Origin of the sequence: Methylobacterium sp. Leaf100, from assembly GCF_001422845.1 — a bacterium.
Lineage (GTDB): Bacteria > Pseudomonadota > Alphaproteobacteria > Rhizobiales > Beijerinckiaceae > Methylobacterium.
Genome location: NZ_LMMW01000001.1, coordinates 410,004 through 436,596, shown reverse-complemented (window position 1 = coordinate 436,596; position 26,593 = coordinate 410,004). Strand labels below are relative to the sequence as shown.

Genomic DNA, 26,593 nt, shown 5'->3' with positions numbered 1-26,593 from the left:
CGAACTGATGGCTAACCGCAGACTCGCCCCCGCCGCCGAGCAGCCCCAAAGCTTCGCGTTCTCGTCGGAAAACGCCGAATGGGCCAAGGGCCAAATCGAGAAGTACCCCGAGGGCCGTCAGGCTTCGGCGGTGATCCCGCTGCTGTGGAAGGCGCAGGAGCAGAATGGCGGCTGGTTGCCGCGCGCCGCCATTGAATCGGTGGCCGATGAACTCGGCATGCCGCATATCCGCGTGCTCGAAGTCGCGACCTTCTACACGATGTTCGCCCTGGAGCCGGTGGGCCGGTTCTGGATCCAGCTCTGCGGGACCGTGCCGTGCGATTCCTGTGGGGCGCGCGAGTTGAAGGATTACCTCCAGGCCCGCCTCGGCGCGCCGGGCCATGTCAGCGCCGACGGCAACTTCTCCTGGCTCGAGGTCGAGTGCCTCGGCGCCTGCTGCAACGCGCCGATGGCGCAGATCAACCAGGATTACTACGAGGACCTGACGCCCGACCTGCTAGGCGCGCTCATGGACGACCTGGCCGCTGGCCGCCCTGTGAAGATCGGCTCGCAGGTCGGACGGACCTCGTCCGAGCCCAAGGGTGGGGCCGATACCCTCGTGGACGCGACCCTGTTCGACGGCTCGCGGGTCGGCGCCTGGCGTCAGCGCTTCGAGGACAAGAAGGCCGAGGAGAGCAGCGAGCCCTCGGGCAAGGCCGAGGCGGCTTCCTCCGAGCAGCGCGCCGCCGCTGATCCGAAGCCCGCCCGTCCGGATGCCGGACGCGCCGTCGAGGGCCGGTCCACCGATGCGCCGGCCCAGCGCTCGGCGTCCGGGGAGAAGCCGGTGAAGTCCGGCGACGAAGCCGAGGCGGCCGACCCCGCCGAATCCACGGCCCGGCCGGGCAAACCGGCACCGACGCCGGCCGAGTCCATCGCGCGAGCCGAGGCGGCCGGCGCCGAGGCCGGCAGGCAGTCCGACTTGCCGCGGGATGAGCCGCCACCCCAGCCCGAGGCGTCGGGGACGAGCGAAGGCGTGAGCACGGACGGGCCGAAGACGGCTCCGGCCGAGACGTCCGGGGACAAGCGCCCGGCTCCGAAGAGCGAGGGGAACTAGCATGCTCTCCGATCAGGATCGCATCTTCACCAACCTCTACGGCCTGCATTCGCCGGGTCTCGACGAGGCCAAAAAGCGGGGCGCCTGGGACGGCACCAAGTTCCTGCTCGAGATGGGCCGCGACTGGATCATCGAGGAGATGAAGCAGTCGGGCCTGCGCGGGCGCGGCGGCGCCGGCTTCCCCACTGGCCTCAAGTGGTCGTTCATGCCGAAGAAGTCGGATGGGCGCCCGCACTACCTCGTCGTCAACGCCGACGAGTCGGAGCCCGGCACCTGCAAGGACCGGGAGATCATGCGGCACGATCCGCATCTTCTCATCGAGGGTTGCTTGCTGGCCTCGTTCGCGATGGCGGCGCATGCCTGCTACATCTACATCCGTGGCGAATACGTCGCCGAGAAGCACGCCCTTCAGCGGGCGGTGGATGAGGCCTATGCCGCCCGCCTCGTCGGCCAGGACAACATCCACGGTTACCCGTTCGACATCTACGTCCACCACGGTGCGGGCGCCTACATCTGCGGCGAAGAGACGGCGCTGCTCGAGAGCCTCGAAGGCAAGAAGGGCATGCCGCGCCTGAAGCCGCCGTTCCCGGCCAATATGGGCCTCTACGGCTGCCCGACGACGGTGAACAACGTCGAGTCCATCGCGGTGGCCGGCACCATTCTGCGTCGGGGCGGGGCGTGGTTCGCTGGACTCGGTGGCAAGAACAACACCGGCACCAAGCTGTTCTGCGTCTCGGGCCACGTCAACAAGCCCTGCAACGTCGAGGAAGAACTCGGGATCACCTTCCGCGAACTCATCGACAAGCATTGCGGCGGCATGCGCGGCGGCTGGGACAACCTGCTGTGCTCGATTCCCGGCGGCTCCTCGGTGCCCCTGGTACCGGCCGAGCAGATCATCGACGCCAAGATGGACTTCGACACCCTGAAGAACCTCGGCTCCGGTCTCGGCACGGCGGCGGTCATCGTGCTGGACCGCTCCACCGATATCGTCTCGGCCATCGCCCGCATCGCCTACTTCTACAAGCACGAGTCCTGCGGCCAGTGCACGCCGTGTCGCGAGGGCACCGGCTGGATGTGGCGGGTGATGCTGCGCATGGCCGAGGGCCGAGCCCAGCGCCGCGAGATCGACATGCTCCTCGACGTCACGAAGCAGATCGAGGGACACACCATCTGCGCGCTCGGCGATGCCGCCGCTTGGCCGATCCAGGGTCTGATCCGGCATTTCCGGCCGGAGATCGAGAAGCGCATCGACCGCTACAGCGCCAATCCGCATTCGGATCCGGTGCCCATGGCGGCGGAGTAATTTTGATGACTAGTATGCGATACTCATTCGCTGCAAATTTCTTAGTTGCAGGCCTAATCATTTCTCTCGGCGCATGTGGCTCTTCGAGTGTCACGCGTGTCGAAAAGCCGGGGAACCCTATCGCTCAAAAGGGGATCTCAACCGTTAGTAGGCTGTCGGCATCAACGGGAGAAGTCAGAAGATTTATTGCAAAACGGCTCTCGGAAGATTTTCGCACGTCAAGCGGTTTGATTGGATCGAATAAAATTGAGAATGCTAAGATATTTGGACCGCTCGCGGATGAAGGTTTTTTTGGAAGCAAGGATACGGACGTATATTGCGTAAGTTTTTCGGTCAAAAATAGTAGTCCGCTGGTTATTGATCGAGACGTAGTCCTAAATGCATATGTACGTCAGTATGGTGATGTTCTGTCCTCAAAATTTCAGTTTTTGAAATCTTATAGTACCAAGTGCGTTCCTGACGCTGTACCATTTCAAGAGCTTGAGAGCACGATTTCGAGTTCTGGGCGTTCATCATGAGGAATCAATATTCAGTTTCTTCCGAAGATACTTCAGGCAGCTTGAGGGTTGGGGGTCGCAGTGACTAAGGTACGTGTCGACGGCATCGAGGTCGACGTCCCGGCCGATTACACGCTGCTCCAGGCGTGCGAGGTCGCGGGTGCGGAGATTCCGCGCTTCTGCTTCCACGAGCGGCTGTCCATCGCGGGCAATTGCCGAATGTGTCTCGTCGAGCTCAAGGGTGCGCCGAAGCCCGTGGCCTCCTGCGCCTACGCGGTGAAGGATTGCCGGCCCGGACCCAACGGCGAGCCGCCTGAGGTGCTGACGCGGTCGGGCACGACCAAGAAGGCCCGCGAGGGGGTGATGGAGTTCCTCCTCATCAACCACCCCCTCGATTGCCCGATCTGTGACCAGGGCGGCCATTGCGACCTGCAGGATCAGGCGATGGCCTACGGCGTCGACTCGACCCGCTACGGCGAGAACAAGCGCGCGGTGGAAGAGAAGTACATCGGTCCGCTGGTCCGCACGGCCATGAACCGCTGCATCCACTGCACCCGCTGCATCCGCTTCCTCGCCGAAGTCGCCGGTGTGCCGGATCTCGGCGCCATCGGGCGCGGCGAGGACATGGAGATCACGAGCTACCTCGAATCCGCCATGGGCTCGGAACTGCAGGGCAACGTCGCCGACCTGTGCCCCGTGGGCGCGCTGGTCCACAAGCCGCAGAGCTACGAGGTTCGCCCCTGGGAGCTGTCGAAGACCGAGTCCATCGACGTGATGGACGCGGTGGGCTGCGCCATCCGGGTCGACGCCAAGGGCCGCGAGGTCATGCAGATCGAGCCGCGCATCAACGAGGCGGTCAACGAAGAGTGGATCTCGGACAAGACCCGCCATGCCGTCGACGGCCTGCGCATGCAGCGCCTCGACCGGCCCTACGTCCGCGAGAACGGCCGCCTGCGCCCGGCCTCCTGGGGCGAGGCCTTCGCGGCCATTGCCGCTAGGGTGAAGGGTACGGACGCCAAGCGCATCGGCGCCATCGTGGGCGATCTCGCGGGCGTCGAGGAGATCTTCGCGCTCAAGAGCCTGATGACCGCCCTCGGCGTGACCAACCTCGACAGCCGGCAGGCCGGCGAGACGCTCGATCCGGCCTGGGGCCGGGCCGCCTACACCTTGGGTACGACGATCCCGGGCATCGAAGACGCCGATGCCATCCTCCTGGTCGGGACGAACCCTCGTCTCGAAGCCTCCCTCCTCAACGTTCGCATCCGTAAGCGCTGGCGCATGGCGCCGCTCGCCGTTGGCCTCATCGGCGAAGCGGTGGACCTGACTTATCCGCACACCTATCTGGGCGCCGGGCCGGAGACCCTGGCGGAGGTCGCCTCCGGACGGCACAGTTTCGCCGAGGTGCTGAAGGCCGCGAACCGGCCCCTGGTCGTGGTCGGCATGGGCGCCCTGTCGCGGCCGGACGGCGCGGCGATCCTTGCCGCCGCTGCGGCGCTCGCCAAGGACATCGGCGCCGTGACGCCGGACTGGAACGGCTTCGGTGTGCTTCATACGGCCGCCGCCCGCGTCGGCGCCCTTGATCTCGGCTTCGTGCCGGGGGAGGGCGGGCTCGACCTCGCGGCAATGATTCAGGGCGGTGCCCTCGACGTACTGTTCAATCTCGGCGCCGACGAGGTCGAGGTCGGCCCCGGTGCCTTCGTGGTCTACCAGGGCACCCACGGCGACCGCGGCGCCACCCGCGCCGATGTGGTTCTGCCGGGGGCGGCCTACACCGAGAAGAGCGCGACCTACGTCAACCTCGAAGGCCGTGTGCAGATGACCAACCGCGCCGGCTTCCCGCCCGGCGACGCGCGCGAGGATTGGGCGATCCTGAGGGCACTGTCCGACGTGCTCGGCCAGCGCCTGCCGTTCGATTCGCTGGGTGCCCTGCGCCGGACGCTCTACGGGGCGTATCCGCACCTCGCCGCCCTCGATACGGTGGCGCTGAGCGACGCCGTGGCGGCGGTCGATGCCCTGGCCGGCCTCGGCGGTACGCCCGACCGCACGGCTTTCGCGCCGGCGGTACCGGACTTCTACCTCACCAACGCGATCTCCCGCGCCTCGCAGGTGCTCGCCGAATGTTCGAGCCTCGCCCGCGTGCGCGGCCTCGAAGCCGCCGAATAGGGATTTTCTCCGATGACCTTCTGGGAAATCCTCGGCGCCGTGCTGCTCATGGCCTTCAAGAGCTTCGTGCTTCTGGCGTTGCTTCTCGTCTTCATCGCCTACGCGCTGCTCGCCGACCGCAAAATCTGGGCGGCGGTGCAGTTGCGGCGCGGCCCCAACGTGGTCGGCCCATGGGGCCTGTTCCAGTCCTTCGCCGATCTACTCAAGTTCGTCCTGAAGGAGCCGGTCATTCCGGCCGGCGCCAACAAGGGCCTGTTCCTGCTGGCGCCGCTGGTGTTCGCGACTCTGGCGCTCGCCGCCTGGGCGGTGATTCCCTTGGCCGAGGGCTGGGCGCTGGCCGACCTCAATGTCGGCATCACCTACATCTTCGCCATCTCGTCGCTCGGCGTCTACGGCGTGCTCATGGGCGGCTGGGCCTCGAACTCGAAATATGCATTCCTGGGCGCGCTGCGCTCGGCGGCGCAGATGATCTCCTACGAGGTGTCTCTCGGCTTCGTCATCATCTGTGTGCTGCTCTGCGCCGGCTCGCTCAACCTCTCGCGCATCGTCATGGCGCAGGACACGTCGCTCGGCGTCCTCGGCTGGTACTGGCTGTGGCTGTTCCCGATGTTCATCGTGTTCTTCATCTCGGCTTTGGCCGAGACCAATCGCCCGCCCTTCGATCTGCCGGAAGCCGAATCGGAGCTCGTGGCCGGCTACATGGTCGAGTATTCCTCAACGCCGTACCTGCTGTTCATGCTCGGCGAGTACGTGGCGATCATGACCATGTGCGCGCTCGGCACGGTGCTGTTCCTCGGCGGTTGGCTCTCGCCGATCCCGTTCGCGCCCTTCACCTGGGTGCCGGGCCTGATCTGGTTCGCCCTGAAGGCCAGCTTCCTGTTCTTCATGATCGCCATGGTGAAGGCCATGGTGCCCCGCTACCGCTACGATCAGCTCATGCGGCTCGGGTGGAAGGTGTTCCTTCCCCTCTCGCTCGTCTCGGTCGTCGTCGTCGCCTTCGTGCTCAAGCTGACCGGCCTCGCGCCGGGCGCCTGACATCATCCAACGGGAGATCCGAGCCATGAAGCTCGATCAGGTCGCCAAGGGCCTTCTGCTCAGGGAGTTCGTGACGGGGTTCGCCCTCGCCATGCGCTACTTCTTCAAGCCGAAGGCCACCATCAACTACCCCTTCGAGATGGGGCACCGGGGGCCGCGCTTCCGGGGCGAGCACGCCCTGCGCCGGTATCCCAACGGCGAGGAGCGCTGCATCGCCTGCAAGCTGTGCGAGGCGATCTGTCCGGCCCAGGCCATCACCATCGAGGCCGGCCCGCGCCGCAACGATGGCACCCGCCGCACCACGCGCTACGACATCGACATGGTGAAGTGCATCTATTGCGGCATGTGTCAGGAGGCGTGCCCGGTGGATGCCATCGTCGAGGGGCCGAACCTCGAATTCTCCGTGGAGACCCGCGAGGAGCTGCTCTACGACAAGGACAAGCTCCTCCTGAACGGCGACCGCTGGGAGCGCGAGATCGCGCGCAACCTCGCCGTGGACGCGCCTTACCGGTAAAGCCGGCGGCTCCGCGGTTGTGCACCGCAGGGCCGGGTTCTATAGACGGGCGGCCTGTCCTGGCCCTGCGAGCGGCTTGCACGGGCCATGGACGAATCAACGGCAGAAGGGGCTGTCTTCGGGACGGCTGATCTCCACAATCGCATGAGTGCAGCCGCAGCCTTCTTCTACCTGTTCGCCGGCGTGACCGTCGCTTCGGGCTTCATGGTGATCGCCTCGCGCAATCCCGTCGCCTCGGTGCTGTACCTCATCCTCGCCTTCGTGAACGCCGCCGGCCTCTTCGTCATGATGGGCGCCGAGTTCCTCGCGATGATCCTCGTCGTGGTTTATGTCGGTGCCGTCGCGGTGCTGTTCCTGTTCGTCGTGATGATGCTCGACGTGGACTTCGCCCAGCTGCGACAGGGCTTTCAGCGCTACCTGCCCATCGGCGCGCTCATCGGGGCGATCTTCCTGATCGAGCTGATCCTCGTCGTCGGCTCCTGGAGCATCGATCCCGATCTGCTGCAGGCGCCCCTGGGGCCGCTCGCCAGCACCGAGGGCGTCACCAACACCCAGGCCCTCGGTCGGGTGCTCTACACCGATTACGTCTTCTACTTCCAGCTCGCCGGCATGATCCTCCTGACGGCGATGATCGGTGCCATCGTGCTCACCCTGCGCGACCGGCCCGGCGTCAAGCGCCAGAACATCTCCGTGCAGAACGCCCGCACGCAGGCCGATGCGGTGGAGACCCGCAAGGTGCCCTCGCGCCAGGGCGTGGAAGTCTGATGGCGGATTCCGGGAGACCCATCCGATGATCGGCCTGAGCCACTACCTCACCGTCGCGGCGATCCTGTTCACCCTCGGGGTGCTCGGGATCTTCATCAACCGCAAGAACGTCATCGTCATCCTGATGTCCGTGGAGCTCATCCTCCTCGCGGTGAACATCAACCTCGTGGCGTTCTCGACCCATCTGAACGACATCACCGGTCAGGTCTTCGCCCTGTTCGTGCTCACCGTGGCGGCGGCCGAGGCAGCCATCGGACTCGCCATCCTCGTCGTGTTCTTCCGCAACCGCGGCTCCATCGCGGTCGAGGACGTGAACATGATGAAGGGTTGAGCACGCCGATCAGATCCAGACCCGATCGAACGGGGCTCAAACGGGCCGCGGGCGGTGACACGAAGACAGGGCTCGTTCGCGAGGCTCCGCGCGTAGCGCGGGACTAGCCACGACCCAGGAGGCCGGACAAGCCAGCGATGTATCACGCGATCGTCTTCTTCCCGCTCATCGGCGCCCTCCTGGCCGGCCTGTTCGGCCGTCAGCTCGGCCCCAAAGTGTGCGAAGCCATCACCACCGGGCTTCTCGCTTTCTCGGCATTGCTCTCCTGGGGTGTGTTTCTCGAGATCCCGGGGACGGAACATGCCACGCGCGTTCAGGTCGCGACGTGGTTCACTGCCGGCGACCTCGTGGTCGACTGGGCCTTCCGGATCGACACCCTCACGGCCGTCATGCTGGTGGTGGTCACCTCGGTCTCGACCCTCGTGCACCTCTACTCCATCGGCTACATGGCCGAGGACCCGCATCGGCCGCGCTTCTTCGCCTACCTGTCGCTCTTCACCTTCGCCATGCTCATGCTGGTGACGGCCGACAACCTCGTGCAGATGTTCTTCGGCTGGGAGGGCGTCGGCCTCGCCTCCTACCTCCTCATCGGATTCTGGTACGAGAAGCCCTCGGCCAATGCCGCCGCCATGAAGGCCTTCATCGTCAACCGCGTCGGCGATTTCGGCTTCTCGCTCGGCATCTTCCTCGTGTTCGTCCTCACGGGCTCCGTCGCCTTCGACGGCATCTTCGCCCGGGCGCCCGAGATCAAGGACGCGACCTTCCACTTCCTCGGCTACGACTGGAGTGCCTGGACCCTCGCCTGCCTGCTCCTGTTCATGGGGGCCATGGGCAAGTCGGCGCAGTTCCTGCTCCACACCTGGCTGCCCGACGCCATGGAGGGGCCGACGCCGGTCTCCGCCCTCATCCACGCCGCCACCATGGTGACGGCCGGCGTGTTCATGGTCGCGCGCCTGTCGCCGATCTTTGAACTGGCCCCGAACGCCCTCGTGGTCGTCACGGTGATCGGCGGTATCACGGCGTTCTTCGCCGCCACGGTCGGCCTCGTGCAGAACGACATCAAGCGGGTGATCGCGTACTCGACCTGCTCGCAGCTCGGCTACATGTTCGTGGCGCTCGGCGTCGGCGCCTACTCGGCCGCCGTGTTCCACCTCTTCACCCACGCCTTCTTCAAGGCGCTGCTGTTCCTCGGCGCCGGCTCGGTCATCCACGCGATGCACCACGAGCAGGACATGCGGAACATGGGGAATCTCCGCCGCTACATCCCGTTCACCACCGCGATGATGACCATCGGGACGCTGGCGCTCATCGGCTTCCCGTTCACCGCAGGGTACTATTCCAAGGATGCCATCATCGAGGCGGCCTACGCCTCGACCCGGCCGGGTCACACCCTGGCGTTCTTCGCCACCGTCATCGCCGCCCTGATGACCTCGTTCTATTCCTGGCGCCTGTTCTTCATGACCTTCGAGGGACCGGCGCGCTGGGCCGGTCACGGAGCCGCGCATCACGGCGATCATCACGCGGTGGCGCATGCGGGGACATCCGCTCAGGCCGACGGGGCGCCGGGCCACCACGAGGGTGTCGCCCACGACGACAAGGGCCACGACGTGGAGCCCGCCTCGCACAGCGCCATCGAGCACCACGACCATGCGCACACGCCGCATGAAAGCCCGCTGGTGATGACGATCCCGCTCGGCATCCTTGCCTTCGGTGCCCTGTTCGCCGGCCTGATCTTCAAGAACCGCTTCATCGGCGAGGGCATGAACGAGTTCTGGGGGCATTCCCTAGGTCACGGTCCCGACAACCACATCATGCACGACATCCACTCGGTGCCAGCCCTGGTGGCCTACTCGCCCGCCATCATGATGCTCATCGGTTTCGTCCTGGCGTTCTGGATGTACATTCGCCGGCCCGAACTGCCCGGCCAGCTCGCCGCCCAGCAGCCGAGCCTTTACCGGTTCCTGCTCAACAAGTGGTACTTCGACGAACTCTACGATCGGATCTTCGTTCGACCGGCCAAGGATTTCGGCAAGTTCCTCTGGAAGGAGGGCGATGGCCGGGTCATCGACGGCATGGGTCCCGACGGGATCGCCACCCGCGTGATGGACGTCACCCGCGGCGTCGTCCGGCTCCAGACCGGCTACGTCTACCACTACGCCTTCGTCATGCTCGTCGGTGTCGCCGGCTTCATCAGCTGGTACATGCTCACCGGCCTGCCCAAGGTCGCACATTGATGGTCGCGAAGAAGCACGGGAGCGCCCGCTAGATGTTCGGCCTCGGAATCCTCTCCGGCCTCCTGATCGTGCCCCTGTGCGGCGCGGCTTTCATCCTCACCCTTGGGGACGACACGGAGGCCTCGAAGCGCAACGCCCGCTGGGCGGCCCTCGCCACCACGCTCCTCACCTTCCTCCTGTCCCTGGTGGCCTGGAGCCGGTTCGACGCGACCACGTCGAGCTTCCAGCTCATCGAGACCCATGCGTGGCTGACCGAGTCGATCCGGTTCAAGCTCGGCGTCGACGGCTTCTCGATGCCGCTGATCCTGCTGACCACGTTCCTGATGCCGTTCTGCATCGGCGCCTCGTGGCTCTCCATCGATAAGCGGGTGAAGGAGTACTACGTCGCCTTCCTCGTCCTCGAGACGACGATGATCGGGGTGTTCCAGGCCCTCGATCTGGTGCTGTTCTATCTGTTCTTCGAGGCAGGCCTGATCCCGATGTTCCTCATCATCGGCATCTGGGGCGGCAAGCGGCGCATCTACGCCAGCTTCAAGTTCTTCCTCTACACCCTGCTCGGGTCCGTGCTGATGCTGCTCGCCATCATGGCGATGTACTGGCACGCCGGCACCACCGACATCCCGACCCTGCTGCACACCCGCTTCCCCACGGGGATGCAGACCTGGCTGTGGCTCGCCTTCTTCGCCTCCTTCGCGGTGAAGATGCCCATGTGGCCGGTCCACACCTGGCTGCCCGACGCGCACGTGGAGGCGCCAACCGCCGGCTCGGTGATCCTGGCGGGCATCCTGCTCAAGATGGGCGGCTACGGCTTCATCCGCATCTCCCTGCCGATGTTCCCCGACGCATCCCTCGCTTTCGCCCCGATGGTGTTCGCGCTCTCGGTCGTCGCGATCATCTTCACGTCGCTGATCGCGATGATGCAGACGGACATCAAGAAGCTCATCGCCTACTCGTCCGTGGCGCATATGGGCTTCGTCACCCTCGGGCTGTTCACCCTCAACGAGCAGGGTATCCAGGGCGCCCTGTTCCTGATGATCTCCCACGGCATCGTCTCGGGCGCGCTCTTTCTCTGCGTCGGCGTGGTCTACGACCGGATGCACACCCGCGAGATCGCCGCCTATGGCGGCCTCGTGAAGCGCATGCCCCTCTACGCGGCGGCCATGATGGTGTTCACCATGGCCAACGTCGGCCTCCCCGGCACCTCGGGCTTCGTCGGAGAGTTCCTCGCCATGATGGGCGCCTTCAAGGCCAACCCCACGGTGGCGTTCTTCTCGGTGTTCGGCATCATCCTGTCGGCGGGCTACGCCCTGTGGCTCTACGCCCGGGTGATCTACGGCAAGCTCGAGAAGCCCAACCTCCAGGGGATTTTCGATCTCGATCTGCGTGAGAAGATCATCATCGCGCCGCTCGTCGCCCTGACGATCTATTACGGGGTCCATCCGGCCCCCATCCTCGACACCTTCGCCCCCTCGACGGAGGCCTTGATGCAGAGCATGAAGACCGCGCTCTCGAACACGCAGACGGCGGCCGCCCTCCCGCCCGTCGCGCGCTGAAAGCTTCGATCCGATGACCGTCGCCCAATCCGTCCTGCCCGCGCTCTGGCCCGCCCTGCCGGAATTGATCCTCGGCGTCGGCGTCCTCGTCCTCGTCCTCTACGGGTCGTTCCGGGGCGAGCGCTCGGCCGAGGGTGTCAATGTCGGCGCCCTGCTGCTGCTGGTCCTGGCCCTGTTCGTGGTCATGTCCCAGCCGGGCACCAAGGTGACGACCCTCAACGGCTCGTTCATCGTCGACGGCTTCTCGAAGGTGATGAAGGCCCTGATCCTGCTGGGCTCCGCCGCCTCGATCCTGCTGTCGCGCGACTACTTCCAGCGCGAGCGCATCGATCGGTTCGAGTTTCCGATCCTCATCGTACTCTGCACCCTCGGCATGATGGTCATGGCGTCGGCCAACGACCTGATCTCGCTCTATCTCGGCCTCGAACTGCAGTCGCTCGCGGCCTACGTCATCGCGGCCTTCCACCGCGACAACCTGAAATCCACCGAAGCCGGCCTGAAGTACTTCGTCCTCGGCGCGCTCTCGTCGGGCATGCTGCTCTACGGCGCGTCCCTGGTCTACGGCTTCACCGGCACGGTTTCGTTCCCCGGCATCGTCGCGGCTCTGAACGACACCACCGTCGGCTTCGGCCTCGTGCTCGGCATCGTGTTCGTGGCCGCCGGCGTCGCGTTCAAGCTCGCGGCCGTGCCGTTCCACATGTGGACGCCGGACGTCTACGAGGGCTCGCCGACGCCCGTCACCGCGTTCTTCGCCTCGGCCCCGAAGATGGCCGCCATGGCCATGACCGTGCGGATCTTCATCGGCGCCTTCCCGGACGTCACGGCGGTCTGGCAGCAGATCATCGTGTTCGTCGCCATCGCCTCCATGGCGCTCGGTTCGTTCGCCGCCATCGGACAGCGCTCCATCAAGCGGCTGATGGCGTATTCCTCCATCGGCAACGTCGGCTACGCCCTCGTCGGCCTGGCGGCGAGTTCGCAGGCGGGCATCAGCGGCGTGGTGATCTACATGATCATCTACCTCGCCATGACGCTGGGCGCCTTCGCCGTGATCCTGTCGCTCCGCCGGGGTGGACAGATGTTCGAGACGGTCGACGACCTGTCCGGCCTGTCGCGCACCCACCCGGTTCTGGCCTTCTGTCTCGCCGCGATGATGTTCTCCCTCGCGGGGATTCCGCCGCTCGCCGGGTTCTTCGCGAAGTTCTACGTCTTCGCTGCGGCCATCGAGGCCAACCTCGTTGCGCTCGCCATCATCGGCGTCGTCACCAGCGTGGTCGGGGCGTTCTATTATCTCCGCCTCGTCAAGGTGATGTACTTCGATGAGCCGTTGGCACCCTACGATCCCATGGCGCCCGGCCTGCGCATCGTGCTCGGCCTCTCCAGCGCCGTGGTGATCCTGTTCGTGCTGCTGCCGGCGCCCCTCGTGGGGGCCGCGGGGGCGGCCGCGAAGTCGCTGTTCGCCGGGTCCTGAGGCGCGAGCCTTGAGCGGCTACCACCTCGGAGCCCTGGCGCGGGCGGCCGGACACCGGCTGCACGTTCACGACTGCCTCGGCTCCACCAACACCGAGGCCTTGGAGCGGGCGCGCGACGGCGAGGCCGGCCCCCTCTGGGTGGTCGCCCATCGCCAGACCGCAGGGCGCGGCCGGCGCGGAAACAACTGGGCCTCCTTGCCCGGCAACCTCACCGCCAGTGTGCTCTGGCCGGTGCAGGACGTCGATCCAGCTGTGGTGCCGACCCTGGGTTTCGTCGCCGGCGTCGGGCTGATGGCAGCCTTTCGCCAAGCCGGCGTTGGCAGCATCGCCTTGAAATGGCCCAACGACATCCTGGCCTCCGGGGCCAAGCTCGCCGGCCTCCTCCTCGAAGCCGAGACGCTCCCTGGTGGGCGCCGCTGCGTGGTCATGGGCTTCGGCGTCAACGTCGCTGCGGCACCGGAGGGCTTGCCTTATCCGGCTACGTGCCTCAGGCAGATGCGGTACGCCACGCGCGCCGAGGATCTGTTCGTCGAACTGACGGATGGGATCGTCGACGCCGCGCGAGTATGGGATCGTGGCCGGGGATTCTCAGAAATCCGCGAACGCTGGATCGCCGACGCTGCCGGACTCGGCGCGAGGGTGACCGTTCGGACCGGCGACACCCGCGTGGACGGAATTTTCGAGACGATCGACGGGGCCGGGCGGCTCGTTGTCCGATCGGAGGATGGAACGCGACGGACCGTGACGGCGGGCGAGGTGCATCTGGGTACGGCCGCGACGGCGGCTTGAGGTTCAAGTGAAAATGACGACAGGGCAAGACGAACTCGTCTTCGTGCCGCTCGGCGGCGTGGGCGAGATCGGCATGAACGCGGCGTTGTACGGCTTCGGGCCGGCCAAGCGCCGCAAATGGATCATGGTCGATTGCGGCATGGGCTTTGCCGGGGAAGAGGGCTTTCCCGGCATCGACCTGATGTTCCCGGACCTGAGCTTCATCGAGGAGCGCAAGGACGATCTCCTCGGGATCTTCATCACCCATGCGCACGAGGACCATATCGGCGCCATCGGTGAGCTGTGGCCCAAGCTCAAGGCTCCGGTCTACGCCACGCGCTTCGCCAAGAACCTTCTGGAGGCCCGTCGCCTCAGCGAGCCGGGTGCTCCGAAGGTGGTGCTCAAGGAGATCCAGGCTGGACGCCGCGTCCAGCTCGGCCCCTTCGACATCGAGTACATCCCCGTCTCGCACTCGATCCCCGAGTCGAACGCGGTGGCCATCCGCACGCCCCACGGCCTGCTGCTCCACACCGGCGACTGGAAGCTCGACCCGACCCCGATCCTCGGCGACGTCACCTCCGAGGCGACGTTCCGGGCGTTGGGCGACGAGGGCATCCTCGCCATGATCAGCGATTCGACCAACGTGGTGCGCGAGGGGCGCTCCCCGAGCGAGGCCGAGGTCGCCGCCACCCTGCGCGAGCTGATCTCGGAAGCGCCCCACCGCGTCGCGGTCACCACCTTCGCGTCCAACGTCGCCCGGATGCGGGCCGTCGCCGAGGCCGCTCAGGCTTGCGGCCGCGAGGTCGTGGCCGTCGGTCGTGCCATGGATCGGGTCATCGGCGTCGCCCGCGAATGCGGCTTCCTCGACGGCCTGCCCGAGTTCCGCTCGGCCGACGCCTATGGGTATCTCCCACGCGACAAGGTGGTGTGCCTGCTCACGGGTTCGCAGGGCGAAGAGCGCGCGGCCCTGGCCCGTGTCTCGCGCGACGACCATCCCGACGTGACCCTGGCCGCCGGCGATCGGGTGATCTTCTCCTCCCGTGCGATCCCGGGCAACGAGCGGGCCGTGGGTGCGATCATCAACGATCTCATCAACGCCGGTATCGAGGTGGTCACCGACCGAACCAAGCTTGTCCACGTCTCGGGCCATCCCCGGCGCGACGAGATGGCCGAGATGTACGCCTGGACCCGGCCGCAGACGGCGATCCCCGTCCACGGCGAGGCCCTGCACCTCGACGAGCACGCGCGATTCGCACGGGCCCAGGGCGTGCCGAACATCGTCAAGGCCCGCAACGGCAGCGTCGTGCGCCTCGCGCCCGGCACGCCGGAGATCGTCGATCACGTCAAGGCCGGCCGCCTGTTCAAGGATGGCAACATCCTCATCGACGCCAAGGACCGGGCGATTCCCGAGCGGCGCAAGCTGGCGCAGGCCGGCCTCGTCTCCGTCGCCATCGCCATCGACGAACAGGGCGAAGTCCTGGGCGAACCCGCCATCGACATCATCGGCCTGCCCAATCGCGGTCGGACCGGTCAGCCCATGCTGGACGTGGTGATCGAGTGCGTCTCCCGAACCCTCGGCGGTCTGTCGAAGGCCAAGCGTAAGGACGCCGAGGCCGTCGAGAAGGCCGTCGACCGGGCGATCCGCTCGGGCGTCAACGAAGTCTGGGGCAAGAAGCCCGCCTGCCACGTCCAGGTGGTCGAAGTCTGAGCCTCACGCCCCTCTCTCCCCGCGCGGAGAGAGGGGCGCGCCAGCGGAATCATCACGGAGGGAGCAAACATGATTGGACGCCTCAACCACGTCGCCATCGCCGTGCGCGATCTCGATGCCGCTTGCGCCATCTATCGCGATACCCTCGGCGCCACGGTCACCGAGCCGCTGCCGCAGCCCGAGCACGGCGTCACGGTCGTGTTCGTCAACCTGCCCAACAGCAAGGTCGAGCTCATGGCCCCCCTGGGCGAGGGCTCGCCCATCGAGGGCTTCGTCGAGCGCAATCCGAACGGCGGCGTCCACCACGTCTGCTACGAGGTCGACGACATCCTGGCGGCCCGCGACAAGCTCAAGGCACAGGGCGCCCGCGTGCTCGGCACCGGCGAGCCCAAGATCGGCGCCCATGGCAAGCCGGTGCTGTTTCTCCACCCCAAGGACTTCCTCGGGACCCTCGTCGAGCTGGAGCAGGTCTGACCCGCATGGGCGCCGTTCTCAACGCCGTCGCCGCCTCGACCTTGCGGACGCTGGCGGCTATGCTGCTGGTCGTCGGCCTCGTGGTCGTCGTGGCGGTGAGCCAGTTCAAGCTGACGGTGATCGGCGCCTTCGCACTCTACTTCGTCGTGTGGTGGACGCTGTTGTTCGCGATCCTGCCGATCCGAAACCAGGCGGAGACCGATCCGGCCCGGGTCGTGCCGGGCCAGGATCCCGGCGCTCCAGCCTCCCCGCGCCTGCGCGAGAAGGCGCTCTGGACCACACTGCTCGCCAGCGTGGTGTTCCTGATCGCGATCCCGGTCTTCGAGCTGGCCGGGCTGTAGTCGCATCGGCGGCGCGTCCGGAAGGCGGGCATAAAAAAAGCAAGGCCTGAGCCTTGCTTTTGAAAAGACGGTCGATGGCGCAGCCTATTTATCTCACGCATCTTGACGGCGTGGCGGCTGATTTTTCCTCCCAAGACTCGGGCACGTCGCGGCCACTCGAGGGCTTTGCGACCAGCACCGGGCGCTTATAGGAATAAGAATTCCCATTGTCACGTCTCCGGGGATGGAGTTCGGCGTTTTTCTACCGGAAACGCACCAAACTGTTATCCGCCGCACCGAGGCGGCCACCGGCGGGGATCACAGCGGCCTGCGGTGTCGCCCGGCTGCGCTTGTATTTTCCCGGTGCAATGTGTTGTGTGCCCCGGCGTGCCTGACATCGGGGCACGCTGGTCCAGGGCCTTCCATGCGTCTCTCCCGCTATTTCCTCCCCACCTTGCGCGAGACGCCCAAGGAGGCCGAGATCGTCTCGCACCGGCTGATGCTGCGGGCCGGCCTCGTGCGCCAGGAATCCGCGGGCATCTACGCCTGGCTGCCGCTGGGCCTGCGGGTGCTCAACCGCGTCTGCGCCGTGATCCGCGAAGAGCAGGACCGGGCGGGCGCCATCGAGCTCCTGATGCCGTCCATCCAGTCGGCGGACCTCTGGAAGGAATCCGGGCGCTACGAAGCCTACGGCAAGGAGATGCTTCGCATCTCCGACCGTCACGACCGCGAGATGCTGTTCGGCCCCACCGCCGAGGAGGTCGTCACCGAGATTTTTCGCGGGAGCGTGAAATCCTACAAGGACCTGCCGAAGAATCTCTACCAGATCTCGTGGAAGTTCCGCGACGAGGTGCGGCCCCGCTTCGGCACCATGCGTTCGCGCGAGTTCCTGATGAAGGATGCCTACTCGTTCGATATCGACCAGGCGGCGGCGCGCCACGCCTACAACCGCATGTTCGTGGCGTACCTGCGCACCTTCGCGGGCCTCGGGCTGAAGGCGATCCCCATGCGGGCCGATACCGGGCCCATCGGCGGCGACCTCAGCCACGAGTTCATCATCCTGGCGCAGACGGGCGAGAGCGAGGTGTTCTGCGACCGCCAGTACCTCGACTTCGAGACTCCGCCGGTCACCACGGACTTCGAGGATGTCGCCGGCCTCCAGGGCACCGTCGACCGCTGGACCTCGCACTACGCCGCCACCAGCGAGATGCACGAGCCGGCTGCCTTCGCGGAGGTGTCGCAGGACAACCAGATGGCCGCGCGCGGCATCGAGGTCGGGCACATCTTCTACTTCGGCACCAAGTATTCCGAGCCCATGGGCGCCAGGGTCACCGGTCCCGACGGGGTCGAGCGCCCGGTTCATATGGGTTCCTATGGCATCGGCCCGAGCCGGCTCGTGGCCGCCATCATCGAGGCCTCCCACGACGAGGCCGGCATCGTCTGGCCGGACTCGGTAGCGCCCTTCGACGTGGCGCTCATCAACCTCAAGACCGGAGACGCGGCCACCGACGCGGCCTGCACGGAGATCCAGGGCACCCTGGAGGCCGCCGGCCTCACGGTGCTGTACGACGACCGCGACGAGCGTCCGGGCGCCAAGTTCGCCACGGCCGACCTCATCGGCCTGCCCTGGCAGGTCATCGTCGGGCCGCGCGGTCTCGCCGAGGGCAAGGTCGAGATCAAGCGTCGGGCCGGCGGCGAGCGCGAGACCATCGCGCCCATCGATCTCCTCTCCCGCCTGAAGCGGGTCTGACCCCGCCATGGCAGCGGCGTTGATGGACCGGCTGAAGGGAGCCGGCGCCCTGTTCCGGCGCGGCAGCACGCCACCGTTCGCCGGGTTCGAGTGGATCCTCGCCGGGCGCTACCTGCGCGCGCGGCGGCGCGGCGGCGGCGTGTCCGTGGTGGCGTTCTTCTCGGTGCTGGGCATCGCCCTCGGCGTCGCGACGCTCATCATCGTTCTGTCGGTGATGAACGGCTTCCGGACGGAATTGCTGTCGAAGATCGTCGGCATCAACGGGCACGTCTTCGTCACGCCGATCGATCGCCTCTTCACCGATTTCGAGGACCTCTCCGACCGTCTGGCGAAGGTCGCGGGGGTGCGCGCCGCGATCCCCCTCGTCGAGGGGCAGGCCTTCGCCTCCTCGCCGTATGGGGGCAGCGGCGTCCTCGTGCGCGGCATCCGGGCGGACGACCTCGACAAGATCGGCTCCATCGCCAAGAACATCCGGGGCGGCACCCTGGCGGGATTCGAGGACGGCACCGGCGTCGCCATCGGCCGGCGTCTGGCCGAGGCCCTCGGGCTGCAGGCGGGCGACAACATCACCCTGTCGACGCCCAAGGGCGCGACGACGCCGTTCGGCACGGCGCCGCGCACCAAGTCCTACGTGGTCAAGGCGATCTTCGAAATCGGCATGACCGAGTTCGACGCCACCTTCGTGTTCATGCCGCTCGCCGAATCGCAGGCCTTCTTCAACCGCGACAACGACGTCAGTCTCATCGAGGTGTACCTCGACAACGCCGACGGGGTGGCGGCCATGCGGCCCGACCTCGAGATGGCGGCAGAGCGTCCGGTGCTCCTCACCGACTGGCGCCAGCGCAACCGCACCTTCTTCGGGGCGCTGGAGGTGGAGCGGAACGTGATGTTCCTCATCCTCAGCCTCATCGTGGTGGTGGCGACCCTGAACATCGTCTCGGGGCTGATCCTCCTCGTGCGCGACAAGTCGAGCGACATCGCCATCCTGCGCACCATGGGGGCCACGCCCGGTACGGTGATGCGGGTGTTCCTCATCAATGGGGCGTTGATCGGCGTGGTCGGAACCCTCAGCGGCCTCGGCCTCGGCATCCTCATCACCCTCAACATCAAGCCGATCCAGCGCGTGCTGTTTCCCTCCGCCTGGGACCCCACCGTGCGGTTCCTCGCCGAGATTCCGGCGGAGATGAATTCGAGCGAGATCACCGTGGTGGTCGTCACCTCCATCGTCCTGTCGCTCGTCGCGACCCTGTATCCCTCTTGGCGCGCCGCCCGGCTCGATCCGGTGCAGGCCCTGCGCTACGGCTGAGCGAAAGCTTTAGGATTCCCATGACCACGACAGCCGATGCGTCCGGCGTGCAGCCGGTCCCGGCCCTGTTCTTCGCCAAGGTGGAGCGGCGCTACACCCAAGGGGCCGGGGCCCTCGATATCCTGCGCGGCGCCGATTTCGCGATTTGGCCCGGCGAACTCGTCGCGCTGGTCGCCCCCTCGGGCGCCGGCAAATCGACCCTGCTGCATATCGCCGGCCTGCTCGAGCGGCCCGATGCCGGCGAAGTCTTCCTCGGCGGCCGGCCCACCGCCGCCATGGCGGATTCCGAGCGCACCCGCATCCGCCGGGAGGAGATGGGCTTCGTCTATCAGTTCCACCATCTCCTGCCCGAGTTCTCCGCCCTGGAGAACGTGGTGATGCCCCAGCTCATCCGCGGCCTGTCGGGCAAGGAGGCCAAGGCCCGGGCCACCGAACTCCTGAGCTTTCTCGGCCTCAAGGATCGCCTGATCCATCGCCCGGCCGAGCTCTCCGGCGGCGAGCAGCAGCGCGTCGCCATCGCCCGCGCGGTCGCCAACGGGCCGCGCCTGCTCCTCGCCGACGAGCCCACAGGCAACCTCGACCCGCACACCGCCGCGCACGTCTTCGGCATCCTCGTCTCGCTCGTGCGTGCGTCCGGCCTCGCCGCCCTGGTGGCCACCCACAACATGGAGCTCGCCGCCCGCATGGACCGGCGCGTGACGATCCGCGACGGCTTGATCGAGCCGCTGGACTGATACGGTTTCCGGATGATCGATACCGGAACAGTCTCAGGCAGCCCGCGCGACACCTGAGCGAAGCCCCAATCCGTAATCGCAAAGCGATCGACTGGTATGAGGCGGCGGTGCCGATCGTCCGTCGCGCGCGCCTTCGGTCAGCCGGTGATGCGAATCCGTCCGCTCCAGGCCTACTCGGCGGCGACGCGAAGGTGGGCCGCCTGATCCGACGCGTTCTCGGTCCCGTCGCGCCAGCCCGCGCGGACCGGGGCGAGCGCCACCTGGTTCCGGCCGTTGTGCTTGGCGCGGTACAGGGCCGTGTCGGCGGCCTTGACGAGGTCGGCACTGTTGCTGGACGTGCTCGGCACGGAGGAGACTCCGAGGGAGGCGGAGATCTTCGCCCCGTGCGCGCCCGACAGATCCTCGATCCGGGCGCGGATCTGCTCTGCCTTCAGGGCCGCATCCGGCAGGTCGCAATCCGGCAGGAACACGATCATTTCCTCGCCGCCGTAGCGGCACGCCACGTCGGTCTCCCGCAGGGCGCCGACGATGGCGGCCGCGGCCTCGCGCAGCACGGCGTCGCCGGTGGCGTGGCCGTGCTCGTCGTTGAGGCGCTTGAAGTGGTCGAGGTCGATCATGATCACCGAGACCTTCCGGCCCTCGCGTTCGGCCAGGCGGACGTAGCGGTCGAGGCTGTCCTCCATGTAGCGCCGGTTGTAGAGGCCGGTCAGCGGGTCGCGCAGGGCCTGATTGCGCAACTTTTCCCGCAGCGCGATGTTCGAGAGCGCCAACGACATGGCGTCCCCGAGGGCCGAACTGAGCGGCAGGATGGCGGCGAGGCGCTGCTCCGCGTCCGAGCCCTCGGCGAAGACCTGGAGCAGGCCGAGATTCTCGCCCCGCGCGACCATGGGGATTTCGAGGGCCGCGAAGCCGGAGGCGTGATGCTCGCAACACAGCGCCCTGGCGCCACTGCGGTTGATGTGCGGCTTCCCGCGCTTCATCGCCCAGCACTGGTTGATGGTGATCGATTCGGGCAGGGGCTCTCCGGCCTCGCAGGCCCAGGAGGTCGACAGGATGAGACGGTCGCGGGAATTGTTGAACACGTAGAGCGCGCCGCCGAACCCTCCGATGAGTTCGCCGGCCGTGGCCCGCAGGACCGCATTGGCGTCGTGGTGGTCGGTCGCGCTCTGGAGCATGTCCGTCATCTCGAACAGGTGCCCGACCTGCGTGCGCGAGGCGTCCATCGCCTGGATCGCCGCCGCCCGGGCCTGCGCCTCCCGCGCGCCGGAGCGGAAGGCGAAGATCATCATGCCGGCGATCACGAGCTGGGACAGGAGCACCACGCTCTTGCCGATCTCGATCCGCGTCTCGTGGTCGGCGAAGTGGGAGTTCCAATCCGCCAGGAAGCTCTCGAAGGCATGGCGCATCTTCCCCATCAGGGCGGCGCTCCTGCGGTCCCCGAGGAGGCCCTGGGCTTCGTCCAGCTTCCCGGCGCGCACGCGTTCGAGGGCGTCGGTCCAGATCGCCTCGAGGGATTTCAGGGTGGCGTCCGCCGACAATCCGGTTCCGTCCGGCGCCTTGAGGAAGCGGTCGAGCCGCGCGAGGTGGGAATCGCGCCGGCTGTGGAGTGCCTCGAAGGCACGGCTGTACTCGCCGTACTCGCCATCCCGTTCGCCGATCGCCCGATTGAGAACGTAGGCCTCCGCATCCATCAGGGCTTCCTGCGCGATGCGCATCTGCCGTCCGCCTTCCCGCAGGTCGATGAGCGCCTGCTGGTGCGCGTTGGTGTAGAAGAAGCCTGAGAGCACGATCGTGATCATGACCACGACGAGGCCGACCTGCGCCAGGAGGCGCCGCCGGGCGTTGCCGCGCCGTTCGAGGGGACCGGCGGTCCCTCGTGCGTGTTCGTTGACGGCCATGTTTCCAACCGGCTCCGCGCCCGGGTCCATCGATACCTCGCCGCACTGGGGCATGGATCCGCTTTCTTCCGGTGAAAGAAGATGGCTAAGAAAATCCGTATTTCGGTCGATACGGTCTTCCCCGCTTCGTCCGCCGCGTGACCCGGCGCACCCCTGGCCCCGGAACGTGCTGCACCGCGGCAAGTTGACGTGCGATCCCGCGCGGTGGGCCGCGTGCGGGGCACCGGAGATTGGGACGATGAGCACCGACGCCGCACACGACACGCCGCCGCCGAGCGACAGCCCGACCGCGCCGCCCTGCACCCTCGTCATCTTCGGCGCCTCGGGCGACCTCACCAAGCGCCTGCTGATGCCGGCCCTGTACAATCTCTCGGCCGGCAAGCTGCTCGACGACGGCTTCAAGATCATCGGCGTCGACCACAACAGCAACACCGACGAGGGCTGGCGCGAGAGCCTCTCGCAGACCATGCAATCCTTCACCAACGACAGGACGTCCGAGTTCCACCCCGACCACATCGACGAGACCGCCTGGGGCTTCGTGCGCGACCGCCTGCATTTCCGGCACGGCGATTTCGCCGAGGCCGGGACCTTCCGGGATCTCGCCGGGGTGCTCACCGGCAACGTGGTGTTCTACCTCGCGGTCTCGGCCCGGTTCTTCGGTCCCATCGTCGAGCAGCTCGGGGCGGCCGGGCTCCTGAAACAGGCGGATGGCGCCTTCCGCCGGGTGGTGGTGGAAAAGCCGTTCGGCAGCGATCTGGCGTCGGCCAAGGCCCTGAACGCGACGCTGCTGGCCCAGGGCGACGAGACCCAGTTCTTCCGCATCGACCATTTCCTCGGTAAGGAGACCGTGCAGAGCATCCTGGCCCTGCGCTTCGCCAACGGCCTGCTGGAGCCGGTCTGGCGCGCCGAACACGTCGCCGCCATCGAGATCACCGCCGCGGAGACCATCGGGGTGGAGGAGCGCGGTGCGTTCTACGAGCCCACCGGCGCCCTGCGGGACATGGTGCCGAACCACCTGTTCCAGCTGCTGTGCATGGTCGCCATGGAGGCGCCCGACAGCCTCGCGGCCGAGGCCGTCCGCGACGCCAAGAGCCGGCTCCTCGAAGCCATCCGGCCGATCCCGCCCGAGGACGCCGTGCGGGGCCAATACACGGCCGGCACCGAACTCGGCAAAGCCGTGATCGGCTACCGCGACGAGCCGAACGTGGCGGCGGAGTCCGGCACCGAAACCTACGTCGCCCTGAAGCTCACCATCGATACCCCGCGCTGGACCGGCGTGCCGTTCTACCTGCGCACGGGCAAGCGCATGACCGACCGGGCCACCGAGATCGCCGTGCACTTCAAGAGTCCGGCGCACTCGCCGTTCTCTACGACCTCCGGGATGGTGCCCGATATCCTGCGCCTGCGCATCGATCCCGAGCAGGGCATGAGCCTCGGCCTCAACGCCAAGCGGCCGGGCCCCGAGATGCGCCTCGGCCGGGTGGTCGCCACCTTCGATTACGGCGATTTCTTCCACGAGACCCCGAGCGTCGGCTACGAGACCTTGCTGTACGATTGCATGACCGGGGACGCGACCCTGTTCCAGCGCGCCGACGGGATCGAGGCCGCCTGGACGGCCGTCGAACCCCTGCTGGCGGCGTGGCGGGCCTCGCCCGTGGCGTTCTACGCCGCCGGCAGCGACGGGCCGGATGAGGCCACGGCTTTGCTCGCCCGCGACGGCAATTCCTGGCTACCGCTCGGCGAGGCTTGAGCGCACCCCGCCCGGGCCGACCTTGCTCGGTCCGATCTTGCCCGGTCCGGGTTTGCGTCGGCCCACCTCGCGCACCGGCGTCAACTCCGACAGCTGGTCGTGGTGGAGCAGCACGACGTTCGTCGCCGCCGCGAGCTTGCGCGCGGCCGGGGTGAAGCCGGCATTCGACACCACCGCCGCCATGTCGCCCGACCAGTAGCGCAGGGCGGCGGCGATCTCCTGCACGGCGCCGTTGCCCACCGGCTTGCCGTAGCGCTTGCACTGGACGACGAGGCGTACGCCCGCGCGCTCCGCGACGATGTCGGCGCCCTGGTCGCCGCTGGCCTGGGTCGCCCGCGCGTTCCAGCCGGCCTCCCGCAGGCGCTCGGCGCAGAAGCGCTCGTAGGCGATACCCTCCTCCGGCGCATCGGCCTCGTCGGGCAGCGGATACGCCGCGGCGGTGCGCTCGATGGTGGCCAGGATCGTCTCCCAGAGGGCGTCGCCTTCCTCGCCGTAGCTCCTCGCGTCGAGGGCGGGTAGAATCGTCCGTTCGGCGAAGTATTCGCGTTCGCGTACCCATCCGTCATCGATCCGATTGCCGTAGGCATCGACGAAGCACTCCTGGCGCCTGCGTAGAGCCAGCGTCGCGGCGTGCTGTCGGGCAAGGTTTCGGATGAGGCGGCGGATGCGCCGGGGGCGGTCGAGGCGGTGCAGCCCGATGGCCGCGAGGCAGACGCCCGTGGCGACCATGGCCGGCGCGCCGTAGACGAACGCGGCGGCGCCTCCGGCGAGGCCGGTCCAGAACAAGCGTGCGACGAGGCGCGAGCGGCCCGGCATGGAGGGTTCCCGATACGCGCCGCCGGGCCGTCGGGGCCGGGCTCACGGCCGCGCCGGAGAACCCTGGCACGCGCCCCTTGCGCGATCTCTAACGCCCCCTGGGCGCCGACGTTTTGGAGTGGATAACACGGGGCCGGCCCCGGTTCGCCTGGGACAAGCCCTCGGCCCGGATCGAATTCGCACCGGGCCGGCGCGTCACGCCACGCGGTCGCGCAAGGTTTCGCCGGATGCCCTGGCGGCGATGCTTTGCCCTGCCGGGGATACTTGAGCGGCGTCGAACGGGGCGGATGGCCCGGTCCGACGCCGTCGGGGCTCACGCGTCCGCGGCGACCTTCGGACGACGGCCGCGGGCCACGGCGGGCTTGGCCTCCGTGGCCTTGGCTTCGGTCGACTTGACGTCGGCGGGCTTGGCTTCGGCGGCGGCGGCGATCTGCTTGCGACGCTGCTGGCCCAGGCCCATGTTCTTCGCCAGTTCCGAACGGGCGGCCGCATAGTTCGGCGCCACCATCGGATAGTCGCTCGGAAGGTTCCATTTGGCGCGGTACTGGTCCGGCGTCATGTCGTATCGCGTGCGCAGGTGGCGCTTGAGCGACTTGAACTTCTTCCCGTCTTCCAGGCAGACGAGATAATCGGGCGTGATCGAGCGCTTGACCGAGACGGCAGGGGTGAGCGGCTCGCTCTTCTCTTCCGCAGCGGGGGCCGTGAGGCGCCCGAGGGTCGCGTGAACGGACGCGATGAGGCTCGGGAGCTCGACGGCCGGCACCGAATTGTTGCTCACGAACGCGGAAACGATGTCCGCTGCGAGTTCGATGTAATCCGGCATTGTCTCGTCATCCACCTTCATCATCCACCCCCATTGATACAGTGCCCGGAATTTTCGGCGACCAGGCAATCTTTAGCGCCGTGGTCACGTGAGCAATCAAAAATCCGTGACTAGGAAGCTACTATGACGCCGTAAGTCGAAGCGCAAGAGGCATAGGAATGTTCGCTGGTAATGCGAACTTTAACTACCTAAGCGAACCGCGACTATGGAACGGTGTTCAACAACCGTAACTGGGTTCGAAAAAATCCAAGACAGCTGCTTGGGTGCCAAATTGTATTCATTTCAGTTGGTGCCGGTTCGTCGTCGATTCGGCCGATCAGCACTCGAAGATCGAACAAGTCTGTACGTTTTTTACCAAAACAGACCGCTCGGGCCCCCGAACCACCGAAACCGTGGGTTCGCCCCCGATCTCGGCCGGGTCCGGACGGGCGGAGCGCGAGACCGCCGCCCGGGCCGGGTCAGCGCGGGGCCGGCCCGTCCTGCGCCCGCAGGCCGTAGGTCTTGAAGCGCTCCACCGTCCGGGCGATCTCGTCGTCGGGCAGGATCACGGGCGCCCCCACCTGCAGGGCGATGGCGTATTGCCGGCACAGGGCCTCCATCTCCACGGCGAGCCACAGGGCCTTGGCGAGGTCCGGCCCCGTGGCGATCATGCCGTGGTTGGCGAGCAGGCAGCCGCCGCGTCCCTTCAGGGCTTCGAGGGCGAGGGCGGAGAGTGCGTCGGTGCCGTAGGGGGCGTAGGGGGCGCACCGGATCGTCGGCCCGCCCACCGCCGCGATCATGTAATGCACCGCCGGAATCGTGCGTCCGCACAGGGCGAAGGCGGTGCAGTAATCCGGGTGGGCGTGCACCACGGCGTGGACGTCCGGCCGCCGGGCCAGGATATCGCGGTGGAAGCGCCATTCCGAGGACGGGGCGAGGCGGTGGTCGTGGGTGCCCGCGAAGGTCATCGGCACGATGCTCTCCGGGGTCAGCGCCTCGGCCGGGACGCCAGAGGGGCTGACGAGGAAGCCGTCGCCGTGCCGCACGGAGACGTTGCCGGAGGTGCCCTGGCTCAGCCCGAGGGTGAGCAGGTCGCGCATGGCCGCGACGACGCCGCGGGCCGCTTCAATCCGGTCCGGCTCCATCCGGTCCGGCTTCATCCCGTCCGGCTTGGCGGCGCGAGCGTTGTCCGGAGTAGGAATTCGGCCGTCGTCGGAAGGCGTCACTTGCGAAGGTGTCACTTGCGAAGGTGTCTCTTGCATCGAAACGTCTCCAGGGGTTGGGTCCGGGGGCGGTGATCCGAGCCGGGA

Annotated in this window: 22 protein-coding genes; 18 read left to right on the top strand and 4 right to left on the bottom strand. The window is 67.1% G+C overall.

Annotated features, from left to right (window positions below):
- Positions 1 to 7: 7 nt before the first annotated feature.
- The 17 genes from nuoE to ASF25_RS01965 all read left to right on the top strand — a co-directional run bounded on the left by nuoE (position 8) and on the right by ASF25_RS01965 (position 20,017).
- Positions 8 to 1,093, top strand: coding sequence for an NADH-quinone oxidoreductase subunit NuoE (gene nuoE / locus ASF25_RS02045; RefSeq protein ID WP_056302969.1), 1,086 nt, complete (start codon positions 8 to 10; stop codon positions 1,091 to 1,093).
- Position 1,094: 1 nt separating this feature from the next.
- The gene (gene nuoF / locus ASF25_RS02040; protein WP_056302967.1) at positions 1,095 to 2,396 is read left to right on the top strand and encodes an NADH-quinone oxidoreductase subunit NuoF; all 1,302 of its coding nucleotides are present in this window, start codon (positions 1,095 to 1,097) and stop codon (positions 2,394 to 2,396) included.
- Between the two features lie 578 nt (positions 2,397 to 2,974).
- Positions 2,975 to 5,056, top strand: a complete 2,082-nt coding sequence (gene nuoG, locus ASF25_RS02035) for an NADH-quinone oxidoreductase subunit NuoG (protein ID WP_056302964.1) — start codon at positions 2,975 to 2,977, stop codon at positions 5,054 to 5,056.
- A gap of 12 nt (positions 5,057 to 5,068) precedes the next feature.
- A complete protein-coding gene (nuoH, locus tag ASF25_RS02030) occupies positions 5,069 to 6,091 on the top strand; it encodes an NADH-quinone oxidoreductase subunit NuoH (RefSeq protein WP_056302962.1) in 1,023 nt (340 codons plus the stop codon).
- Between the two features lie 25 nt (positions 6,092 to 6,116).
- Entirely contained in the window at positions 6,117 to 6,605 is a 489-nt protein-coding gene (nuoI, locus tag ASF25_RS02025) for an NADH-quinone oxidoreductase subunit NuoI (protein WP_056166568.1), read from the top strand.
- A gap of 144 nt (positions 6,606 to 6,749) precedes the next feature.
- On the top strand, positions 6,750 to 7,370 hold the full coding sequence (locus tag ASF25_RS02020; RefSeq protein ID WP_056166570.1) for an NADH-quinone oxidoreductase subunit J: 621 nt from the start codon (positions 6,750 to 6,752) through the stop codon (positions 7,368 to 7,370).
- Between the two features lie 25 nt (positions 7,371 to 7,395).
- Positions 7,396 to 7,701: an NADH-quinone oxidoreductase subunit NuoK gene (gene nuoK, locus ASF25_RS02015; RefSeq protein WP_056089088.1), complete on the top strand. Its 306-nt coding sequence runs from the start codon at positions 7,396 to 7,398 to the stop codon at positions 7,699 to 7,701.
- 137 nt (positions 7,702 to 7,838) lie between these two features.
- Positions 7,839 to 9,935 carry an NADH-quinone oxidoreductase subunit L gene (gene nuoL / locus ASF25_RS02010; RefSeq protein ID WP_056302960.1) on the top strand — a complete coding sequence of 699 codons (2,097 nt, stop codon included), beginning with the start codon at positions 7,839 to 7,841 and terminating at the stop codon, positions 9,933 to 9,935.
- Positions 9,936 to 9,967: 32 nt separating this feature from the next.
- On the top strand, positions 9,968 to 11,488 hold the full coding sequence (locus ASF25_RS02005; protein ID WP_056166576.1) for an NADH-quinone oxidoreductase subunit M: 1,521 nt from the start codon (positions 9,968 to 9,970) through the stop codon (positions 11,486 to 11,488).
- Between the two features lie 13 nt (positions 11,489 to 11,501).
- Positions 11,502 to 12,956, top strand: a complete 1,455-nt coding sequence (nuoN, locus tag ASF25_RS02000; RefSeq protein WP_056302958.1) for an NADH-quinone oxidoreductase subunit NuoN — start codon at positions 11,502 to 11,504, stop codon at positions 12,954 to 12,956.
- Between the two features lie 10 nt (positions 12,957 to 12,966).
- On the top strand, positions 12,967 to 13,746 hold the full coding sequence (locus tag ASF25_RS01995; RefSeq protein ID WP_056302956.1) for a biotin--[acetyl-CoA-carboxylase] ligase: 780 nt from the start codon (positions 12,967 to 12,969) through the stop codon (positions 13,744 to 13,746).
- A 13-nt stretch (positions 13,747 to 13,759) separates the two neighbouring features.
- On the top strand, positions 13,760 to 15,433 hold the full coding sequence (locus ASF25_RS01990; RefSeq protein WP_056263531.1) for a ribonuclease J: 1,674 nt from the start codon (positions 13,760 to 13,762) through the stop codon (positions 15,431 to 15,433).
- A gap of 69 nt (positions 15,434 to 15,502) precedes the next feature.
- Positions 15,503 to 15,907, top strand: a complete 405-nt coding sequence (gene mce / locus ASF25_RS01985; RefSeq protein ID WP_056166588.1) for a methylmalonyl-CoA epimerase — start codon at positions 15,503 to 15,505, stop codon at positions 15,905 to 15,907.
- A gap of 5 nt (positions 15,908 to 15,912) precedes the next feature.
- Complete coding sequence (locus tag ASF25_RS01980) at positions 15,913 to 16,248, top strand: DUF1467 family protein (protein WP_156368825.1); 336 nt, start codon at positions 15,913 to 15,915, stop codon at positions 16,246 to 16,248.
- A gap of 403 nt (positions 16,249 to 16,651) precedes the next feature.
- Positions 16,652 to 17,977, top strand: coding sequence for a proline--tRNA ligase (proS, locus tag ASF25_RS01975; RefSeq protein ID WP_056166593.1), 1,326 nt, complete (start codon positions 16,652 to 16,654; stop codon positions 17,975 to 17,977).
- Positions 17,978 to 17,984: 7 nt separating this feature from the next.
- Positions 17,985 to 19,283 carry a lipoprotein-releasing ABC transporter permease subunit gene (locus ASF25_RS01970; protein WP_056166606.1) on the top strand — a complete coding sequence of 433 codons (1,299 nt, stop codon included), beginning with the start codon at positions 17,985 to 17,987 and terminating at the stop codon, positions 19,281 to 19,283.
- Between the two features lie 20 nt (positions 19,284 to 19,303).
- Complete coding sequence (locus ASF25_RS01965; protein ID WP_056166610.1) at positions 19,304 to 20,017, top strand: ABC transporter ATP-binding protein; 714 nt, start codon at positions 19,304 to 19,306, stop codon at positions 20,015 to 20,017.
- A 170-nt stretch (positions 20,018 to 20,187) separates the two neighbouring features.
- On the opposite strand, the gene ASF25_RS01960 is transcribed toward ASF25_RS01965, so the two are convergent.
- The gene (locus ASF25_RS01960) at positions 20,188 to 21,915 is read right to left on the bottom strand and encodes a GGDEF domain-containing protein (RefSeq protein WP_056302955.1); all 1,728 of its coding nucleotides are present in this window, start codon (positions 21,913 to 21,915) and stop codon (positions 20,188 to 20,190) included.
- A gap of 238 nt (positions 21,916 to 22,153) precedes the next feature.
- Between ASF25_RS01960 and zwf the strand changes: the two genes are divergently transcribed.
- Entirely contained in the window at positions 22,154 to 23,665 is a 1,512-nt protein-coding gene (gene zwf / locus ASF25_RS01955) for a glucose-6-phosphate dehydrogenase (protein WP_056302953.1), read from the top strand.
- Here zwf and ASF25_RS01950 read toward each other — a convergent pair.
- The 3 genes from ASF25_RS01950 to ASF25_RS01940 form a co-directional block, all read right to left on the bottom strand.
- Positions 23,645 to 24,481, bottom strand: a complete 837-nt coding sequence (locus tag ASF25_RS01950) for a restriction endonuclease (RefSeq protein ID WP_082502431.1) — start codon at positions 24,479 to 24,481, stop codon at positions 23,645 to 23,647. The genes zwf and ASF25_RS01950 overlap by 21 nt on opposite strands.
- A gap of 313 nt (positions 24,482 to 24,794) precedes the next feature.
- The gene (locus ASF25_RS01945; RefSeq protein WP_056166975.1) at positions 24,795 to 25,325 is read right to left on the bottom strand and encodes a MucR family transcriptional regulator; all 531 of its coding nucleotides are present in this window, start codon (positions 25,323 to 25,325) and stop codon (positions 24,795 to 24,797) included.
- A 437-nt stretch (positions 25,326 to 25,762) separates the two neighbouring features.
- Complete coding sequence (locus tag ASF25_RS01940; RefSeq protein WP_244472863.1) at positions 25,763 to 26,443, bottom strand: class II aldolase/adducin family protein; 681 nt, start codon at positions 26,441 to 26,443, stop codon at positions 25,763 to 25,765.
- Positions 26,444 to 26,593: the final 150 nt, after the last annotated feature.

Coding starts and splice junctions, on each gene's coding strand:
- nuoE (WP_056302969.1), top strand. CDS start 8: ATGGCTAACCGCAGACTCGCCCCCGCCGCCGAGCAGCCCCAAAGCTTC.
- nuoF (WP_056302967.1), top strand. CDS start 1,095: ATGCTCTCCGATCAGGATCGCATCTTCACCAACCTCTACGGCCTGCAT.
- nuoH (WP_056302962.1), top strand. CDS start 5,069: ATGACCTTCTGGGAAATCCTCGGCGCCGTGCTGCTCATGGCCTTCAAG.
- nuoI (WP_056166568.1), top strand. CDS start 6,117: ATGAAGCTCGATCAGGTCGCCAAGGGCCTTCTGCTCAGGGAGTTCGTG.
- ASF25_RS02020 (WP_056166570.1), top strand. CDS start 6,750: ATGAGTGCAGCCGCAGCCTTCTTCTACCTGTTCGCCGGCGTGACCGTC.
- nuoK (WP_056089088.1), top strand. CDS start 7,396: ATGATCGGCCTGAGCCACTACCTCACCGTCGCGGCGATCCTGTTCACC.
- nuoL (WP_056302960.1), top strand. CDS start 7,839: ATGTATCACGCGATCGTCTTCTTCCCGCTCATCGGCGCCCTCCTGGCC.
- ASF25_RS02005 (WP_056166576.1), top strand. CDS start 9,968: ATGTTCGGCCTCGGAATCCTCTCCGGCCTCCTGATCGTGCCCCTGTGC.
- nuoN (WP_056302958.1), top strand. CDS start 11,502: ATGACCGTCGCCCAATCCGTCCTGCCCGCGCTCTGGCCCGCCCTGCCG.
- ASF25_RS01990 (WP_056263531.1), top strand. CDS start 13,760: ATGACGACAGGGCAAGACGAACTCGTCTTCGTGCCGCTCGGCGGCGTG.
- mce (WP_056166588.1), top strand. CDS start 15,503: ATGATTGGACGCCTCAACCACGTCGCCATCGCCGTGCGCGATCTCGAT.
- ASF25_RS01980 (WP_156368825.1), top strand. CDS start 15,913: ATGGGCGCCGTTCTCAACGCCGTCGCCGCCTCGACCTTGCGGACGCTG.
- proS (WP_056166593.1), top strand. CDS start 16,652: ATGCGTCTCTCCCGCTATTTCCTCCCCACCTTGCGCGAGACGCCCAAG.
- ASF25_RS01970 (WP_056166606.1), top strand. CDS start 17,985: ATGGCAGCGGCGTTGATGGACCGGCTGAAGGGAGCCGGCGCCCTGTTC.
- ASF25_RS01965 (WP_056166610.1), top strand. CDS start 19,304: ATGACCACGACAGCCGATGCGTCCGGCGTGCAGCCGGTCCCGGCCCTG.
- ASF25_RS01960 (WP_056302955.1), bottom strand. CDS start 21,915: ATGGCCGTCAACGAACACGCACGAGGGACCGCCGGTCCCCTCGAACGG.
- zwf (WP_056302953.1), top strand. CDS start 22,154: ATGAGCACCGACGCCGCACACGACACGCCGCCGCCGAGCGACAGCCCG.
- ASF25_RS01950 (WP_082502431.1), bottom strand. CDS start 24,481: ATGCCGGGCCGCTCGCGCCTCGTCGCACGCTTGTTCTGGACCGGCCTC.
- ASF25_RS01945 (WP_056166975.1), bottom strand. CDS start 25,325: ATGAAGGTGGATGACGAGACAATGCCGGATTACATCGAACTCGCAGCG.
- ASF25_RS01940 (WP_244472863.1), bottom strand. CDS start 26,443: ATGAAGCCGGACCGGATGGAGCCGGACCGGATTGAAGCGGCCCGCGGC.